Source organism: Photobacterium halotolerans DSM 18316 (genome assembly GCF_000425165.1).
In the GTDB taxonomy this organism is placed as follows: domain Bacteria; phylum Pseudomonadota; class Gammaproteobacteria; order Enterobacterales; family Vibrionaceae; genus Photobacterium; species Photobacterium halotolerans.
The window spans coordinates 57,201-72,038 of sequence record NZ_KE384324.1; the positions used below are offsets into that span (position 1 = coordinate 57,201).

The window sequence follows — 14,838 nt, forward strand, 5'->3', positions numbered from 1 at the left end:
TTTGGTTGCGGGGGCTGGATTTGAACCAACGACCTTCGGGTTATGAGCCCGACGAGCTACCAAGCTGCTCCACCCCGCGTCCGAAAACACTGAAAAGCAAACTGAAACATTATTGCCTTTCGAGGCTGCGCATTATACGAGGAAAACAGGCGGATGCAATAGTTCTGAGTAAAAATCTCCGCCGAATCGCTCAAGCGTTCATTAAAGCATCAAATTTTAAAGATCTGCTCACGATAGAAACGCAGCTCAGCAATAGATTCGCGAATATCATCCAGCGCCAGGTGACTGCCCTGCTTATGGAAGTCATTCAGCAGCTCTGGCTTCCAGCGACGGGTCAGCTCTTTCAGTGTACTGACATCCAGATACCTGTAATGAAAGTATTGTTCTAATTCCGGCATGTGCCTATAAAGAAAACGGCGATCCTGACCTATGCTGTTACCACAAATAGGCGATGCGCCCTTGGGCACCCATTGTTCGAGAAATGCAATGGTCTGACGCACCGCTTCCTGCTCATCAACCTGACTTTGCTGCACCCGGGCGACCAGGCCACTATTAGTGTGTGTATTGGTGCACCAGTCATCCATCTTGGCCAGTTCGGCTTGGGGTTGATGAATGGCCAGCACCGGTCCCTCTGCCAGAATATTGAGCTGGGCATCGGTCACTATGGTCGCAATTTCAATGATTTTGTGTGTATCGGGATCCAGACCTGTCATTTCCAGATCGATCCAAATCAGGTTCTGATCGCTGATTGTCATTGGAATTTGCCTATTTGATGACTAAAGCATGTATCATACTTAGCCTGAAATGAAAGCCAACCAAACAGAACGATATTCTTGTGGCAAAAAAGAAAAAGTTAACTAAAGGTCAGAGCCGGCGTGTCCGCTCTAACCAAAATAAGCGCCTGACTAAAGGCATGGAAGATATCCAATGGGATGAAACCCTGCTGGAGAATGCCCGTGAAGGCTTGGTGATCACCCGATTCGGCCAGCATGCCGATATTGAAGATCCGGAAACTGGCACCATCCACCGCTGTAACCTGCGCCGCAGTATTCAGAGCCTGGTATCCGGAGATCGCGTTGTCTGGCGCCCCGGTGTTGAAACCCTGCAGGGCATTGCCGGTGTGGTCGAAGCGGTCCATGAGCGGACGTCGGTGCTGACCCGCCCGGATTACTACGATGGGGTTAAGCCGGTGGCGGCGAATGTGAACCGCATCATCATTGTCTCTTCCGTGCTGCCTGAGCTGTCGCTGAACATTATCGACCGTTATCTGGTGGCTGCTGAAACCGTTGGCATCGAGCCGCTGATTGTGCTGAACAAAGTCGATTTGCTCGATGACGACACCCGTCAGCAGGTCGAGCGCACCTTGTCGCTGTATAAAACCATCGGCTATGAAGTGCGTTACGTCAGTACCATGACAGGGGAAGGGTTAGCGGCACTGAAAGCGGATCTGAAAGATCACGTCAACATCTTTGCCGGTCAATCCGGGGTGGGGAAATCCAGCCTGGTCAATGCCCTGATGCCGGAAGTGGATGCAGAGATCGGCGATGTGTCGGAGAACTCGGGACTGGGCCAGCACACCACCACAGCAGCACGTCTGTACCACTTTGCTGAAGGCGGGGATCTGATAGATTCACCCGGGGTTCGGGAGTTCGGACTGTGGCATCTGGAACCGGAGCAAGTGACTAACGCTTTTGTCGAGTTCCGCCGTTACCTGGGCGGCTGTAAGTTCCGCGACTGTAAACACAAAGACGATCCGGGCTGCCTGCTGCGGCAAGCACTTGACGAGGGAAAAATCAGCCAGGCACGTTTCGACAGTTACCACAAGATCATTGAAAGCATGTCGGAAAACGTGGCTAACCGTCAGTTTTCCCGAAATAAGCAAAATTAAGCGGCCCTGCGTCATCAACTGCGAGCTGGCTCCCTCTTCGCGTGCGCTCACCTGACTTCATATCGGAAATCAGGTAGAATCCGCGGCCCGGGTCAGCGCTACTGATGGCGAAGAACCAAGTTATTGATTTATAGAACAATCGGAATCTTATTGTGAGCGATAATCTGAAAATTGGCCTGCAATACTGCGCGCCCAAACATGCCCTGACCCGTCTGGCCGGCAAACTTGCCGACCTGAAAGGTGGCTTTGTCACCACGGCGGTGATCCGTTGGTTTATCAACCGCTATAAAGTGGATATGGCAGAAGCCCGTCACGAAGATCCGGCGTCTTACGCTACTTTCAACGATTTCTTCGTGCGCGAACTCAAAGACGATGCCCGCCCGCTGAACGACGAGGCAGAGGTCTTCTGTCACCCGGCAGATGCCTGTGTCAGTCAGCTGGGTGCGATTGAAAAAGGCCAGTTGATTCAGGCCAAGGGCCATTACTACGAAGCGGTTGAACTGCTGGGCGGCGATCAGGCGCTGGCAGAGGAATTTGCTGACGGGAGTTTTGCCACTCTGTATCTGTCTCCGCGAGATTATCACCGCGTACACATGCCATGTGACGGCACCCTGCGCCAGATGATCTATGTGCCGGGCGATCTGTTTTCGGTCAACCCGCTGACCGCTGAAAATGTGCCAAACCTGTTTGCCCGTAATGAGCGCGTGGTCTGTATCTTTGATACGGAATTCGGCCCGGTTGCTCAGGTACTGGTGGGGGCCACCATTGTTGGCAGTATTGAAACCGTATGGTCTGGCACCATTACACCGCCGCGCGGCCCTGTTGTCCGCCGCTGGGATTACCCGGCCGACGGCGAGCAGGCCGTCACCCTGAAAAAAGGCCAGGAAATGGGCCGTTTCAAACTGGGGTCAACCGTCATCAACCTGTTCCCGAAAGAGATGGTGACCTTTGCCGACAACCTGGCACCGAATGTCACCACCCGTATGGGTGAGGCCTACGCCCGTCTGACTGCACAGTCAGTGGCAGCGCCGATGACAGACAACAGCGACGCTTAACAGCAACGATTTCGCTGATGGCAAAGAAAGGGACGGGTTCGTCCCTTTTTTGATGCGGTATTTTGATCTCACCCATCATATGCATCTCATTGATAGTGCTATGCTGTCCGTGCCCTTTTTTCGACAGAGCGCCGGACATGCGGGAAATATCACTATCGCTGCTACTGAAATTACTGATTGCCTTCGGTCTGCCCTTTGCCCTGCTGCAGGTCCCGACGCCCTCGCTGCCGCTGGGTGAACTGACGCTGGTGCAGCACAGGTTACTGGCCATTTTCGTGATGGCCGCATTGCTCTGGGTATTAGAGCCGGTGCCTGTCTATGCGACGTCCCTGCTGATCATAGTGCTGCAACTTGTCATGCTCTCCGATCAGAGCCTGCTGTTTTTCCGTCAGCCGGCAGACACCACCCCTCTGGGCGATTTCATTGCCTATACCGATATTTTCCACGCCTTTGCTTCACCGATCATCATGCTGTTTCTCGGTGGCTTTGCCCTGGCGATTGCCGCTGCCAAGTACCGGCTGGACACCAATCTGGCGCGGGTACTGTTACAGCCCTTTGGCTCACAGCCACGCTATATCATGCTGGGGCTGATGCTGATCACTGCGGTCTTCTCCATGTTCATGTCCAATACTGCTACCACTGTCATGATGCTGGCGCTGCTGGTCCCTGTCCTGGCAGCGGTTCCCAGAGATGACAGCAGCATCAAAGCACTGGTACTGGCGATACCGGTTGCCGCCAACACAGGCGGTATTGCCACCCCAATCGGCACGCCGCCCAATGCCATTGCCTTACAGTACCTGAGCGATGAGCACAGCATCAGTTTTCTCGGCTGGATGGCGTTTGGCCTGCCGTTTGTGATTGTGCAGCTTACGCTGGCCTGGTGGCTGCTGCAGCGACTTTTTCCTACCCGGCATCATACGCTGGATTTACGGCTTGAAGGGCAGTTTCAGCGCTGCTGGCAGGCCTGGGTGGTCTACCTGACGTTCGGACTGACCATTGTGCTCTGGCTGACAACGGCCTGGCACGGAATGAATGCCTATGTCGTTGCCCTGATCCCCCTGACAGTGTTCGCGCTGACAGGCATTATCGGCAAAGAAGAGCTGAAACTCTTTAACTGGGATGTGCTGTGGCTGGTGGCCGGCGGGATAGCCATTGGCATGGCACTTGATCAAACCGGGCTGGCCGGACAGCTGGCCCACGCGATTGACTATGCCAGCCTGCCGACCCTGCTGATTCTGATCCTGCTCTCGGTTTTGTGCTGGCTGATGGCCAATTTTATGTCCAACACGGCGACCGCCAACCTGCTGATGCCCATCGGGGCCGCGATTGCCACTTCGGTCCCCGCGCTGGCCGGGGCGGGAGGACTGACTGCCATGCTGATCATGCTGGCCTTCTCTGCCTCGCTAGGCATGGTGCTTCCCGTTTCAACTCCGCCCAATTCACTGGCCTACTCCACAGGCCTGATTGATAGTCGCGACATGATGAAAGTAGGGCTACTGGTCGGTCTCAGCGGTCTGTCGGTGCTGTATCTGGCAGCATTAGTGGCTTTATCAATGTAATCTTCTCTGTTGGGAGCAGAATTTTGGCACCATGATCACATCCTAACAATGGACTGCGCAATTAGACATTAAGCAAACATAAGATTCGCTGATAATTCCGAGTGACTCACTATTTACTTCTGCCCACGCTTTTAACAGCAAAAGAAGGTCAGGGAACGAACTCGGGATTGCAGTATGAAATTCACGATAAAAATGAAAATCCAGGTGGCCATTGCGGCCATCATAGCCGCCGTCAGTGCTATCCAGGCCGGCATTTCTGTCACCCAGCTTCGCACCGAAACCACCAACGAAGTCAATGCCCAGATGCGTGCCGCCGGCGGAGCCACCAGCGATTACATTGCCGACTGGCTGGGTGCCCGCCGCGATATGCTCTTAGCCAACCTGCCGCTGATTGCAGCCGATAACAATAGCGACAGAGAGCTGCTGCTGACCAAACGCGCCGGGGACTTTCTGTCTGTCTATGCAGGTTTCAGCGACGGCAGCATTGCCTATGGCGATAAAACGGAAGACTGGCCCGCTGACTATGATCCCCGTACCCGCCCCTGGTATCAGGACGCGAGCAAGTCCAGCCAGCTGATTCTGACCGAACCCTATCAGGACTTTGATGGCAGCCTGGTGGTCAGCTTTGCCCGTTCATTCAGCGGCGAACGTCGCGGTGTACTGGCCGCAGACCTTACCGTCACCCACATTATCGACAAAATTCTCAGCCTGACGCTGGACAACGCAGGCAGCGCTTTTCTGATTGACGGCAACAATACGCTGATCGCTTATCAGGATACTTCGCTGAGCCGTAAGCCATTAACCCAATTAGATAATGATCTCTCCGCAAGCTTTATCCGCAAGGTTACCGGCAGCCAGCAGGTCGCAGAGTTCCATTTTGATCAGGACGGGAAAGACAAACTGATCTTTGTTTCGCCGATTGCCGGTACCGACTGGTCGGTGGGTATCATACAGGATAAAGATCTGGCGTATGCGGCCATAGGGAAAACCCTGTCTTTTACCCTGATGGCCTCTGTGCTCTTGTATCTTGTCATTGCCCTGCTGGCCGGCTGGATCATTAACAGCCTGCTGCGCCCGCTCAGTGAGCTTAATCGCTCGGTGCATGCGCTGACCCAGGGCAACGGCGATCTGACCCAGCGCATTGCCATCCAGCGCATGGATGAAGTCGGCGAGCTGGCCGAAAACATGAACCTGTTCCTCAGCCAGCTGCAACAGATGATCAAAGGCATAGTGTCCCGCTCGCACACCCTGGGCGAACAGGCCGAGCAGTCGTTCCATCAGGCCCGTCAGGCCTCAGAGCAGGTGAACGGTCAGCAGAACGAAATCAACCAGATTGCCACTGCCATACACCAGATGTCGGCCACAGCTGCCGAAGTAGCGAGCCATGCCGAGCTGACCGCGTCTGCAGCCCAGTCTTCCACCAGTGCGTGCGATCAGGGTCAGACGGTGATCAGCCAAAATCGCGAAGCCATAGTGTCGCTGGCCAACCAGGTCCAGGATGCCGCCACTGTGATCCAGACACTGGAAGCCAATGCACAGGACATCAACCACATTCTGGCCACCATTCAGGGCATTGCCGAGCAAACCAACTTGCTGGCGCTCAATGCCGCGATTGAAGCCGCCCGGGCCGGTGAGCAGGGGCGCGGGTTTGCCGTGGTGGCCGATGAAGTGCGCGTGCTGAGCCAGCGCACTCATGATTCAACGGAAGAGATCCGGGCTATGATTGACACGCTGCAAAGCAATACCCGCCAGGCCGTCGACAGCATGGGGGCCAGCACAGAGCTGGCCGGGCAAAGTGTGGATTATGCCCAGGCCGCCAGTGACAGCCTGAGCCAGATCACCCGCTCCATCGCAGAGATTTCGGATATGGCCACCCAAATTGCCAGCGCGGCAGAGGAGCAGCGGGCGGTGAGTGAAGATATCAGCCGCAACACCCAGGCGATCCGCGATGTCTCTGATCATCTGGCCACCCGGACGCAGGAGGTCAGCCATAGCGCCCAGAGCATGAATCAGGCCGCCAAAGCGATGCGCGACGACACCTCACGCTTTAAGATTTAATCCCAGCGACACCAACCACGGTCAGCCCGGTCCGGCTGGCCGTGTTCGTTTTTGCCATCATCCGCCGATACCATTTTCCGCCGCTTTGCTGCATGATATGCGACCACTCAGCATAACAAACTGCCGCGCAGTGTTTTCGAATAAGGATATCCATGGGTTACGAATGGCTGGCGCTGGCCGCCGCTTTGTTGTGGGCCATCAGCAGTTTAATCTCCGTCACACCTTCGCGTCATCTCGGCGCCTTTGCCTACAGCCGCTGGCGCATGGCCTGTGTCACTGTGATGCTGTCCGCCATGGCGCTCATTAATGGTGGCTGGGCCAGTATGACACTGGATCTGGCTCTGGTGATGGCACTGTCAGGACTGATTGGTATTTTTATCGGTGATACCGCGCTGTTTGCCTGCTTCAACCGGATTGGCCCGCGCCGTGGCGGCCTGTTGTTCTCCTGCCATGCCGTCTTCTCGGCACTGCTCGGCATCTGGTTGTTTGATGAGACCTTACTGGGCTGGAAACTGGTCGGGGCGCTGCTGGTGTTTGCCGGTGTGGTGACGGCCATTCTGTTCGGCCAGAAAAGCCAGAAGCATCAGATAGAAGCTATCACCGGCAGCTTAGCTATCGCGGTGGTGCTGGGTTTGACGGCGGCACTGTGTCAGTCACTGGGCGCGATTATCGCTAAACCCGCAATGCAGACCACGCTGGATCCGGTGGCTGCTTCGGCGATGCGCATGGCAACGGCATTGGCTGCCCACTGTGTGCTGCGCCTCAGCGGTGCCAGCATGGCCAAACCCCTGCAACCGATCAACCTGCCGATCCTAGGTATGGTGGCGCTGAATGGTTTTCTGGCCATGGCCGTCGGGATGACGCTGATTCTGTTTGCCCTGCAGCACGGCGATGTGGGTATGGTGGCGCTGTTATCTTCCACCACCCCGATCATGATTTTGCCGCTGCTGTGGATCTACACCCGGCACAAGCCGCCGGGCACCGCCTGGCTGGGCGCACTGCTGGCGGTGATCGGCACCGGCTTGATACTCAGTCTCTGAGCCGGCAGGCGCTCAGCATATGTTATCAGGCGATAGTGACCGGAAAGGCGGTCACTGCCGCGATGTGCGCCTGTCCCAGTGCCAGCATCACCAGGCGATCAATCCCCAGCGCCACGCCGGCACAATCGGGAAAACCGGCCTTCAGTGCGGCAACCAGATGCTGATCGATCGGCTGCGCCGGCAGACCCATTGCCAGCCGCTTGGCGTTATCGGCTTCAAAACGGGCTAACTGCTCATCGCCGTCTGCCAGTTCGTGAAAACCGTTGGCCAGCTCAATGCCTTTAAAGTACACCTCAAAGCGCTCAGCAACACGGTTATCAGACGGGCTGATCCGCGCCAGTGCCGCTTGCGAGGCCGGAAAATCATACACAAAAGCCGGCACCTGCTGGCCGATCACCGGCTCCACGCCCATGCTGAACATCAGTTGCAGCAGGGTATCGCGATCGCTTTCATTGGCCGCCACCTCGCCGAGGTTCAGCACCAGAGCCGCACGTTTGAGCTCGTCCATTGAGGCGGTCAGCGGACAGACATTCAGCACCTGTAAAAAAGCCTGCTGATAGCTCATGCGCTCGGCAGCAGTACAGTGCAGCACAAGTTGCAGCAGGGCATCCATTTCATCCATCAGCGCATGGTGGTCAAACCCGGGGCGGTACCACTCCAGCATAGTAAATTCCGGGTTATGGTAGCGGCCGGATTCTTCGTTACGAAAAGCCTTGCAGATTTGGTAAATAGGCCCGCTGCCTGCCGATAACAATCGCTTCATGTGAAATTCAGGGCTGGTCATCAGATAGAGCGTCTGACCATGGGCAAAACCGGGACCGACAAATTGAGTCTGAAAGGTATGCAGGTGAATGTCGGTGACTGTGGCCTGGCTCATGGCCGGGGTATCCACTTCCATTACACCGCGATGTGCGAAAAATTCACGCACAGACGCCAGAATTGCGGCCCGCTGGCGCAGGTTCGCCAGATCAGCCGTGGGTTGCCATTGCATTGTCATAGGAGAGTCTTTTTCATCTGAGTCGAAAGTGGTGAAGACAAAACCGGGCATGAAAACAACAAAGGCCGCATAATGCGGCCCTTGTCTGCTCACACGAAGAAATTACTTCACGCGGCTGACGTATTCCGCAGAGCGGGTGTCAACTTTGAGCACTTCACCGATTTGAATGAACAGCGGCACACGAACCACAGCACCGGTAGACAGCGTCGCAGGTTTACCGCCTGTACCCTGAGTATCGCCTTTCAGGCCCGGATCTGTCTCAACCACTTCCAGTTCCACAAAGTTAGGTGGCGTGACGGCAATCGGGTTGCCGTTCCACAGTGTCAGCGTACAGGTGTTGTTTTCTACCAGCCATTTCGCATTATCGCCCACTGCCTTCACATCAGCAGCAATTTGCTCAAAGGTTTCATTGTTCATGAAGTGATAGAATTCACCGTCGTTGTACAGGTAATCCAGTTCAATATCGACAACGTCTGCAGCTTCTACAGAATCACCCGATTTGAAGGTTTTCTCCAGTACCTTGCCAGACAGCAATTTGCGGATTTTGACCCGGTTAAACGCCTGGCCTTTACCTGGCTTCACAAATTCGTTTTCGATAATGACACAGGGTTCATTATCGAGCATAATTTTCATTCCGCCGCGGAATTCATTAGTGCTGAAAGACGCCATTTTTTTCCTCTTAACATCTTCGAGTTATTTTTCATGCCGCACATCATAACCCGAAACGTCGCGACTGTTGAGCAAAACTGGCTCGAACAATTAGCCGATGCGATCTCGGATCCGCTTGAACTGCTTCACCGGCTGGATATCGACCCTGCCCCCTGGCAAAACGGGCTGGCAGCCAGAAAGCTGTTTGCGCAGCGTGTGCCAAGAAGCTTCGTTGACAGAATGGAAACGGGCAACCCGCAGGATCCCTTATTGCGCCAGGTTTTACCGCTGGCCGAAGAGTTTGAGGTCCACGAGGGCTTTTCGCACGATCCGCTGGAGGAGCAGAACAATACCCTGCCCGGCCTGCTGCACAAATACCGCAACCGGGTGCTGCTGATCGTCAAAGGCGGTTGCGCCATTAACTGCCGCTACTGTTTCCGCCGCCATTTTCCCTATCAGGACAATCCGGGCAGCAAGCGCCAGTGGCAACAGGCGCTGGATTACATTGCCGCTCACCCTGAGCTGAATGAAGTGATTCTGTCGGGCGGTGATCCGCTGATGGCCAAAGACAATGAACTGCGCTGGTTAGTGGAAGGCATTGCCGCCATCGGACATATCAAGCGGCTGCGGATCCATACCCGTCTGCCTGTGGTGATCCCGGCCCGGATAACACCCGAACTGCGCCTGTTACTGCAGCAAACCCGGCTCCAGGTCGTTCTGGTCACCCATATCAACCACGGCAACGAAATTAACCACGAGCTGAGAGCGGCACTGATACCGCTGCGCGACGCCGGCGTCACTTTGCTCAATCAGGGCGTGTTACTGCGGGGAGTCAACGACTCGGTTGACGCCCTGGTCAGCCTGAGCGAAGCCCTGTTCGATGCCGGGATCCTGCCTTATTACCTGCATGTGCTGGATAAGGTACAGGGCGCCGCCCATTTCATGGTGAGCGATGACGAAGCCCGCGAGTTGATGGCTGGCCTGATAGCAAAAGTGTCCGGGTATTTAGTGCCCAAACTGACCCGAGAAATTGGCGGACGAGCCAGCAAAACCCCGCTGGATCTGCATTTGGAATAACGCCCGATACCGCCTTCGGATGTGGTGCTATCCGGCTCCCCGTTCAGTTTTCACCTATGATGACCCACAAGTCCCTGCTTAGCCAGGGACAATCCCGCCAAAAAAAGTACAACCTTTTATTCACATTACGATCAATAGAACATACAACTGAAAAATATTAATCATACAAAATAAATACAAATAAAATTAATCACTTATTAGCATTTGAAAGTGTTAATAATGTCATTAGACTGGCCGCCGAATACTCTCGTATTGCATATTTTTGTGATTCATATCACTCACTAGCATTCGGAAAACGTCATGACTGCCAATTGGAATCTTAAAACCAAGCTTTCGATGCTGTTCACAGCCATCGCGCTTATCATTATTGCAGCCCTGTCTGCGATTTCTTATCACACCCTGGTCAATGCGGCGATGAGCAGTATTGATACAGAACTGAATACTGCTGCACAGGCCGTGGAACAGCTCATCGGCGATCTGCCTCATGATGAAGCCGGCCGTGATGATGCCCTGTATGACGACATGTCAGCCCATCTGACCCACTTTACCCAGGGGGCAAAACTGGAATGGGCTTACGCCACCGTGCGTCGCGGCGGCCAGGTGTTCTACACCTATATCAACCGGGATGAGAAAGAGTGGAAAAGCGGCCGCTATAAGAACTGGTATCTGGAGCAATACCAGAAAGTGCCGGAAATGCTGTACGAAGCCTTTCGTACCGAAAAAACCCAGTATCAGAGCTATCAGGGCGAATACGGTATGTATCGCTCAATCTTCGTGCCTTTCCGCAGCGATAATGGCGATCTCCATGTCATCGGCATCGATGTCAAACTGACAGACATCGAAGAAGTCAAAACCGAAGCGCTGAAGAAAACCTTTCTGATAGCGGCCGTGTTCCTGGTACTGACAGTGATAGCGGCACGCATGATTGCCAATCTGATCGTCACCCCGGTCAATGGCCTCAATCTGGTGCTGCGTTCACTGGCAAACGGCAACTGGGATCTGAACCAGCGCGTGCCAGTCCGCAGCCAGGATGAAATCGGCGAAATGTCCGATTCCTTCAATATCTTTATGGCCGCCCTGCGCCAGCGGATGCTCGAAGTGCAGCAGTCCTCCGACAGTGTGGCAGCCACCAGCGCCCAGCTCGACACCCTGATCCGCGCCGTGACAGAGCGCTCGATGACCCAGTCGGAACATGTCGGCAGCAGTGCCACCGCGATTGAAGAGCTGGCAGCCAGCGCCCAGAGCATCACTGAGATTGTCGATAACGCTAACCAGCAAATGGGTCAGTTCGAACTGCTGACCCAAAATACCGTCGAAGCCATAGATAACGCAGTACGTGGTATGCAGTCTGTCCAGCTGGAAACCAATACCGTGGCCAACAAGCTGCAACAGCTTGACAACCGTGCCAGTGAAATCAACTCCATTGTCGAAGTCATCAAAGACATTGCCGATCAAACCAACCTGCTGGCACTCAATGCGGCGATTGAAGCGGCACGTGCCGGTGCACAGGGTCGCGGCTTTGCCGTGGTCGCCGATGAAGTCCGCCAGTTGTCCGAGCGCACCGCCAAAGCCACGGTAGAGATCAGCACCATGATCCGCTCGATCCAGACCGACACCAGTGACACCACCCAAACCATGCAGCACGCCGTCGACCGGGTTGACAGCAGTGTGCAGCACGCTGATCAGGCCAACGCATCCCTCAGTTTCTTTAACCAGGAAATCTCAGCGGTCAGTTCCGGCATGGAAGAAATCGCCGGTTCGGTCAAGGAGCAGGCTCACGCCTCAGATCACCTGTCTCGCAATGTCGCTTCCCTGAGTGACAGCGCGGAAGAAAACCGCCTGTCCACCCTGGAAGCTCAGCAGGGGGTTGATGAACTCAAACGCCGTGCCAGTGCGCTGCACCAGGTCGTCAATCAATTCACCCTGTAACCTGTAATAACCACAGAGACTTACAATGAAAAACTTTACATTCTCACTGATTGCCCTCGCCATGATGGGGACCACTTCCGCTTCCATGCAGGCCACGGCGGCGCCCATGCTGCCCGGCATTGAGCAGACCAGCACCATGGAAGAGATCCAGACAGCCAATGCCTGGGTGGAAGTCGACAAGGCGGCGTTTGAGTCAAACATTGCGCACCTGCAAAAACATGTCGGCAGCAACACCGCCATCTGCGCGGTCATGAAGGCCGACGCCTACGGCAACGGTATTGCCAACCTGCTGCCTTCTGTGATGCAAAGCGGCATTCCTTGTGTTGGCATCACCAGCAACGCGGAAGCGCGCCTGGTACGAGAAATGGGCTTTAACGGTCGCCTGATGCGCCTGCGTGCAGCGACCCCCTCTGAAATCGAAACCGCCGTTGACCTTAAACTTGAAGAATTGATCGGCACCAGACAGCAGGCCAGGATCATCGCCCGCATTGCCCGCCAGCACGACACAGTGATCCCGGTCCACCTGGCACTGAACTCCGCCAGCATGGGCCGTAACGGTCTGGAAATGCGCAGCCAGAGCGGCCAGAAAGAAGCCAGAAAGATAGTGAACACCCAACACCTGCAGGTGGTGGGTATCATGACCCACTTCCCGACCGAAGATCTGGAGGAAATCCGTGCCGGTCTGCAGCAGTTCAGGCAGGACAGCCAGTGGATCTTCAGGCACACGGATCTGGAGCGTGAGGATGTCCTGCTGCATGCGGCCAACTCGTTCACCACTCTGATGGTGCCGGAAGCCCAACTCGACATGGTGCGTACCGGCGGCGCCCTGTACGGTGATACCACACCGGCGTTCCCGGAGTACCAGCGCATTGTATCGTTCAAGACCCAGATCGCCTCTGTTCACCACCTGCCGGCAGGTTCAACCATAGGGTACAGCAAGACGGAAACCCTGCAGCGCGATTCGGTGCTGGCCAACCTGCCCGTCGGTTACTCGGATGCTTTCCCTCGCTCGCTGAGCCGTGTCGGTGAAGTGCTGATCAAGGGGCAGCGTGCCAAAGTACTGGGTTCAACCTCGATGAACACCACTATGGTCGACATCACAGATATCAAAGGCGTGAAACCTGGCGAGGAAGTGGTACTGTTCGGCCGTCAGGGCCGCGACGAAATCACCATCGGCGAGACCGAAGATCATTCAGGCCGCATCCTGTCGGAAATCTATACCCTGTGGGGCACCTCAAACCCGAAAGTGCTGAAATAATTCAGCTTTCCCCTGAGGCCCTTCCCCTTGGCCTCAGGGGACCTTTCCAGCCCGCTTCTCTGCTGCCTTCCCCATATTGAGTAATTTCTCTTCTCGTGACCATTAAAAGAGATCATGGTCCAACCTCTCGATTCTTGGGCACTTTCAGGGCATATTCTGCGTCCGTTTTACCGAGCAGAAATTCTAAGGTTGCCAGCCCCTTCGCTCGGATCCCTCCAGCTTTTTGACGAGAACACGATGAAAATTGGCATTTTGTCCCAGAACGCAAATCTGTATTCCACCCGACGTCTGCGCGAAGCCTGCGAACAACGGGGCCATGAAGCCGTGGTCATTAACGCCCTGCGCTGCTATATGAATATCAACTCTGTGCAACCTTCCATCCACTTTGAAGGTCATGATGTGGTCGGCATTGATGCCATCATTCCGCGCATCGGAGCCGATATCACCTTTTACGGCTGCTCTGTTCTGCGTCAGTTTGAAATGATGAATGTCTTTTCCATCAACCAGTCGATTGCCATTTCGCGTTCGCGGGACAAACTGCGCTCCCTGCAGTTGCTGAGCCGCAAAGGCGTCGGTATGCCGATCACCGGCTTTGCCAGCAAACCTGATGACGTCAAAGATCTGATCAAAATGGTCGGCGGCACGCCTGTGGTGATCAAGCTGCTGGAAGGTACCCAAGGTATAGGTGTGGTGCTGGCGGAAACCCAGAAAGCCGCAGAAAGTGTGATTGAAGCTTTCATGGGCCTGAAAGCCAACATCATGATTCAGGAATACATTGCAGAAGCCGGCGGTGCCGATATCCGCTGTTTCGTACTGGGTGACAAAGTGATCGCGTCGATGAAGCGCCAGGCCGCCGAGGGGGAATTCCGCTCCAACCTGCATCGCGGGGGCAGTGCCTCGTTAGTGCGTATTACTCCGGAAGAGCGCCGTACCGCGGTGGCGGCGGCAAAAGCCATGGGGCTGAATGTGGCAGGTGTTGACCTGCTGCGCTCCAACCGCGGGCCGCTGATCATGGAAGTGAACTCTTCCCCGGGCCTGGAAGGGATTGAGCATGCCACCGGCAAAGACATTGCCGGCATGATTGTTGAGTACATAGAAAAACACGCGGCTAAAAAACGCCGTCACCAGCAGCAATAAACCTTTGTATCGCGACAAGCTGCCTCTGACACCAGGAGGCAGCCAGTACAGGCTTTTCCAGCAAAAACACCAATAAGCTAACCGTCGTTATACCCCTCTGCAGCACCTGTCTGAAAACAAAATCAAGATATTGATAATAAACAACTTTTTATTGTGTGCAGCTTTTTCAGTTATTTTCCAGATGACGCTGAT

At 55.0% G+C, this 14,838-nt stretch carries 12 protein-coding genes and 1 tRNA gene; 9 read left to right on the forward strand and 4 right to left on the reverse strand.

What is annotated here, in order from left to right; genetic code table 11:
• Positions 1 to 2 precede the first annotated feature (2 nt).
• Together H511_RS0120740 and orn are read right to left on the reverse strand one after the other, a co-directional pair.
• A tRNA-Met gene (locus H511_RS0120740) sits at positions 3 to 79 on the reverse strand.
• 130 nt (positions 80 to 209) lie between these two features.
• Positions 210 to 755 (reverse strand): oligoribonuclease, encoded by a 546-nt coding sequence (gene orn, locus H511_RS0120745; RefSeq protein WP_027254064.1) that lies wholly within the window; start codon positions 753 to 755, stop codon positions 210 to 212.
• Between the two features lie 80 nt (positions 756 to 835).
• On the opposite strand from orn, the gene rsgA reads away from it, so the two are divergent.
• The 5 genes from rsgA (at position 836) to H511_RS0120775 (ending at position 7,600) form a co-directional block, all read left to right on the forward strand.
• Complete coding sequence (rsgA, locus tag H511_RS0120750) at positions 836 to 1,888, forward strand: small ribosomal subunit biogenesis GTPase RsgA (RefSeq protein ID WP_027254065.1); 1,053 nt, start codon at positions 836 to 838, stop codon at positions 1,886 to 1,888.
• Between the two features lie 152 nt (positions 1,889 to 2,040).
• On the forward strand, positions 2,041 to 2,943 hold the full coding sequence (gene asd, locus H511_RS0120755) for an archaetidylserine decarboxylase (RefSeq protein WP_027254066.1): 903 nt from the start codon (positions 2,041 to 2,043) through the stop codon (positions 2,941 to 2,943).
• Positions 2,944 to 3,080: 137 nt separating this feature from the next.
• The gene (locus H511_RS0120760) at positions 3,081 to 4,502 is read left to right on the forward strand and encodes an SLC13 family permease (protein ID WP_027254067.1); all 1,422 of its coding nucleotides are present in this window, start codon (positions 3,081 to 3,083) and stop codon (positions 4,500 to 4,502) included.
• 174 nt (positions 4,503 to 4,676) lie between these two features.
• Positions 4,677 to 6,560 (forward strand): methyl-accepting chemotaxis protein, encoded by a 1,884-nt coding sequence (locus H511_RS0120765; RefSeq protein ID WP_027254068.1) that lies wholly within the window; start codon positions 4,677 to 4,679, stop codon positions 6,558 to 6,560.
• Positions 6,561 to 6,712: 152 nt separating this feature from the next.
• Complete coding sequence (locus tag H511_RS0120775) at positions 6,713 to 7,600, forward strand: DMT family transporter (RefSeq protein ID WP_027254069.1); 888 nt, start codon at positions 6,713 to 6,715, stop codon at positions 7,598 to 7,600.
• 25 nt (positions 7,601 to 7,625) lie between these two features.
• On the opposite strand, the gene epmA is transcribed toward H511_RS0120775, so the two are convergent.
• Together epmA and efp are read right to left on the reverse strand one after the other, a co-directional pair.
• The gene (epmA, locus tag H511_RS0120780; protein ID WP_027254070.1) at positions 7,626 to 8,597 is read right to left on the reverse strand and encodes an elongation factor P--(R)-beta-lysine ligase; all 972 of its coding nucleotides are present in this window, start codon (positions 8,595 to 8,597) and stop codon (positions 7,626 to 7,628) included.
• A gap of 102 nt (positions 8,598 to 8,699) precedes the next feature.
• A complete protein-coding gene (efp, locus tag H511_RS0120785; protein ID WP_027254071.1) occupies positions 8,700 to 9,266 on the reverse strand; it encodes an elongation factor P in 567 nt (188 codons plus the stop codon).
• A gap of 33 nt (positions 9,267 to 9,299) precedes the next feature.
• Here efp and epmB point away from each other — a divergent pair, with 33 nt between their 5' ends.
• The 4 genes from epmB (at position 9,300) to rimK (ending at position 14,646) form a co-directional block, all read left to right on the forward strand.
• Positions 9,300 to 10,322: an EF-P beta-lysylation protein EpmB gene (gene epmB / locus H511_RS0120790; protein WP_027254072.1), complete on the forward strand. Its 1,023-nt coding sequence runs from the start codon at positions 9,300 to 9,302 to the stop codon at positions 10,320 to 10,322.
• Between the two features lie 300 nt (positions 10,323 to 10,622).
• Positions 10,623 to 12,251: a methyl-accepting chemotaxis protein gene (locus H511_RS0120795; protein WP_027254073.1), complete on the forward strand. Its 1,629-nt coding sequence runs from the start codon at positions 10,623 to 10,625 to the stop codon at positions 12,249 to 12,251.
• Positions 12,252 to 12,276: 25 nt separating this feature from the next.
• Complete coding sequence (gene alr, locus H511_RS0120800) at positions 12,277 to 13,509, forward strand: alanine racemase (RefSeq protein ID WP_027254074.1); 1,233 nt, start codon at positions 12,277 to 12,279, stop codon at positions 13,507 to 13,509.
• 237 nt (positions 13,510 to 13,746) lie between these two features.
• A complete protein-coding gene (gene rimK, locus H511_RS0120805) occupies positions 13,747 to 14,646 on the forward strand; it encodes a 30S ribosomal protein S6--L-glutamate ligase (RefSeq protein ID WP_027254075.1) in 900 nt (299 codons plus the stop codon).
• The last annotated feature ends 192 nt before the right edge of the window (positions 14,647 to 14,838 follow it).

Excerpts from the sequence above, each read along its gene's own strand:
- H511_RS0120760 (WP_027254067.1), top strand. The coding sequence starts at position 3,081 with ATGCGGGAAATATCACTATCGCTGCTACTGAAATTACTGATTGCCTTC.
- H511_RS0120795 (WP_027254073.1), top strand. The coding sequence starts at position 10,623 with ATGACTGCCAATTGGAATCTTAAAACCAAGCTTTCGATGCTGTTCACA.
- alr (WP_027254074.1), top strand. The coding sequence starts at position 12,277 with ATGAAAAACTTTACATTCTCACTGATTGCCCTCGCCATGATGGGGACC.
- H511_RS0120765 (WP_027254068.1), top strand. The coding sequence starts at position 4,677 with ATGAAATTCACGATAAAAATGAAAATCCAGGTGGCCATTGCGGCCATC.
- rimK (WP_027254075.1), top strand. The coding sequence starts at position 13,747 with ATGAAAATTGGCATTTTGTCCCAGAACGCAAATCTGTATTCCACCCGA.
- orn (WP_027254064.1), bottom strand. The coding sequence starts at position 755 with ATGACAATCAGCGATCAGAACCTGATTTGGATCGATCTGGAAATGACA.
- efp (WP_027254071.1), bottom strand. The coding sequence starts at position 9,266 with ATGGCGTCTTTCAGCACTAATGAATTCCGCGGCGGAATGAAAATTATG.
- epmA (WP_027254070.1), bottom strand. The coding sequence starts at position 8,597 with ATGACAATGCAATGGCAACCCACGGCTGATCTGGCGAACCTGCGCCAG.
- H511_RS0120775 (WP_027254069.1), top strand. The coding sequence starts at position 6,713 with ATGGGTTACGAATGGCTGGCGCTGGCCGCCGCTTTGTTGTGGGCCATC.
- epmB (WP_027254072.1), top strand. The coding sequence starts at position 9,300 with ATGCCGCACATCATAACCCGAAACGTCGCGACTGTTGAGCAAAACTGG.